The sequence below is a fragment of the Geobacillus sp. Manikaran-105 genome (genome assembly GCF_002809955.1).
Taxonomy (GTDB): Bacteria; Bacillota; Bacilli; order Bacillales; family Anoxybacillaceae; genus Geobacillus; species Geobacillus thermophilus.
On record NZ_PIJG01000111.1, the window covers coordinates 1 to 2,892 of the forward strand.

Genomic DNA, 2,892 nt, shown 5'->3' on the forward strand with positions numbered 1-2,892 from the left:
GGTTAAGCCCTCGATCGATTAGTATCCGTCAGCTCCACGTGTCGCCACGCTTCCACCTCGGACCTATCGACCTCGTCATCTTCGAGGGATCTTACCCGCCTGACGCGGTGGGAAATCTCATCTTGAGGGGGGCTTCACGCTTAGATGCTTTCAGCGCTTATCCCGTCCGCACATAGCTACCCAGCGGTGCCCCTGGCGGGACAACTGGTACACCAGCGGTGCGTCCATCCCGGTCCTCTCGTACTAAGGACAGCTCCTCTCAAATTTCCTGCGCCCGCGACGGATAGGGACCGAACTGTCTCACGACGTTCTGAACCCAGCTCGCGTACCGCTTTAATGGGCGAACAGCCCAACCCTTGGGACCGACTACAGCCCCAGGATGCGATGAGCCGACATCGAGGTGCCAAACCTCCCCGTCGATGTGGACTCTTGGGGGAGATCAGCCTGTTATCCCCGGGGTAGCTTTTATCCGTTGAGCGATGGCCCTTCCATGCGGAACCACCGGATCACTAAGCCCGACTTTCGTCCCTGCTCGACCTGTCCGTCTCGCAGTCAAGCTCCCTTGTGCCTTTGCACTCTCCGAATGATTTCCAACCATTCTGAGGGAACCTTTGGGCGCCTCCGTTACCTTTTGGGAGGCGACCGCCCCAGTCAAACTGCCCGCCTGACACTGTCTCCCACCCCGGTGGTATCCCACCGCCGCCTCCACCGAAGCTGGCGCTCCGGCTTCCCAGGCTCCCACCTATCCTGTACAAGCGATACCAAAATTCCATATCAGGCTGCAGTAAAGCTCCACGGGGTCTTTCCGTCCTGTCGCGGGTAACCTGCATCTTCACAGGTAGTATAATTTCACCGGGTCTCTCGTTGAGACAGCGCCCAAGTCGTTACACCTTTCGTGCGGGTCGGAACTTACCCGACAAGGAATTTCGCTACCTTAGGACCGTTATAGTTACGGCCGCCGTTTACTGGGGCTTCGGTTCGCACCTTCGCTTCCGCTAAGCGCTCCCCTTAACCTTCCAGCACCGGGCAGGTGTCAGCCCCTATACGTCGCCTTTCGGCTTCGCAGAGACCTGTGTTTTTGATAAACAGTCGCTTGGGCCTTTTCACTGCGGCTCGTTCGGGCTCTTCACCCAAACGAGCACCCCTTCTCCCGAAGTTACGGGGTCATTTTGCCGAGTTCCTTAACGAGAGTTCTCCCGCGCGCCTTAGGATTCTCTCCTCGCCTACCTGTGTCGGTTTGCGGTACGGGCACCTCTTCCCTCGCTAGAGGCTTTTCTTGGCAGTGTGAAATCGGGGACTTCCGGATGACTCCGTCGCCATCACCGCTTGGCCTTACAATCCGCGGATTTGCCTACGGATCAGCCTTGCGGCTTGGACAGGCTCTTCCAGCCGCCTGCTCGCCCTATCCTCCTGCGTCCCCCCATCGCTCAAACGGGAAGGAGGTGGTACAGGAATCTCAACCTGTTGTCCATCACCTACGCCTTTCGGCCTCGGCTTAGGTCCCGACTAACCCTGAGCGGACGAACCTTCCTCAGGAACCCTTAGGCTTTCGGCGCAGAGGATTCTCACCTCTGTTTTCGCTACTCATACCGGCATTCTCACTTCTAAGCGCTCCACCAGTCCTTCCGGTCTGGCTTCAACGCCCTTAGAACGCTCCCCTACCGATGACCAACGGTCATCCCGCAGCTTCGGCGGCACGTTTAGCCCCGGTACATTTTCGGCGCAGAGTCACTCGACCAGTGAGCTATTACGCACTCTTTAAATGGTGGCTGCTTCTAAGCCAACATCCTGGTTGTCTTTGCAACTCCACATCCTTTTCCACTGAACGTGCACTTTGGGGCCTTAGCTGGCGATCTGGGCTGTTTCCCTCTCGACCACGGATCTTATCACTCGCAGTCTGACTCCCGGGCATAAGTCGTTGGCATTCGGAGTTTGACTGGGTTCGGTAACCCGATGAGGGCCCCTAGCCCAATCAGTGCTCTACCTCCAACACTCTCCATCCCGAGGCTAGCCCTAAAGCTATTTCGGGGAGAACCAGCTATCTCCAAGTTCGATTGGCATTTCACCCCTACCCACACCTCATCCCCGCACTTTTCAACGTGCGTGGGTTCGGGCCTCCAGCCGGTGTTACCCGGCCTTCACCCTGGACATGGGTAGATCACCTGGTTTCGGGTCGACGACGACGTACTTTTCGCCCTGTTCAGACTCGCTTTCGCTGCGGCTCCGCCTCTTCGGCTTAACCTCGCACGCCATCGTCACTCGCCGGTTCATTCTACAAAAGGCACGCCATCACGCATGAACGCGCTCTGACTACTTGTAGGCACACGGTTTCAGGTTCTCTTTCACTCCCCTTCCGGGGTGCTTTTCACCTTTCCCTCACGGTACTGGTGCACTATCGGTCACTAGGGAGTATTTAGCCTTGGGAGATGGTCCTCCCTGCTTCCGACGGGATTTCCCGTGTCCCGCCGTACTCAGGATCCGCTCGGGAGGGAACGAAGTTTCGACTACAGGGCTGTCACCTTCTCTGGCCGGCCGTTCCAGACCGGTTCGTCTACCCCGTTCCTTTCTCACTCCCACAATGAGCGGTCCTACAACCCCAAGAGGCACGCCTCTTGGTTTGGGCTGTTCCCGTTTCGCTCGCCGCTACTYRGGGAATCGCGTTTGCTTTCTTCTCCTCCGGGTACTAAGATGTTTCAGTTCCCCGGGTGTGCCCTCCATGCCCTATGGATTCAGGCATGGATACTGCCCCATTACGGACAGTGGGTTCCCCCATTCGGACATCTCCGGATCRACGCTTGCTTACAGCTCCCCGGAGCGTTTCGGCGTTTGCCCCGTCCTTCATCGGCTCCTAGTGCCAAGGCATCCACCGTGCGCCCTTTCTAGCTTAACCTA

Annotated in this window: 1 rRNA gene; it reads right to left on the minus strand. The window is 57.7% G+C overall.

From position 1 onward, the window contains the following. Nucleotides 1-2,890: ribosomal RNA gene (locus CV945_RS16680) — 23S ribosomal RNA — on the minus strand; the annotation flags it as partial. Between the last annotated feature and the right edge of the window lie 2 nt (nucleotides 2,891-2,892).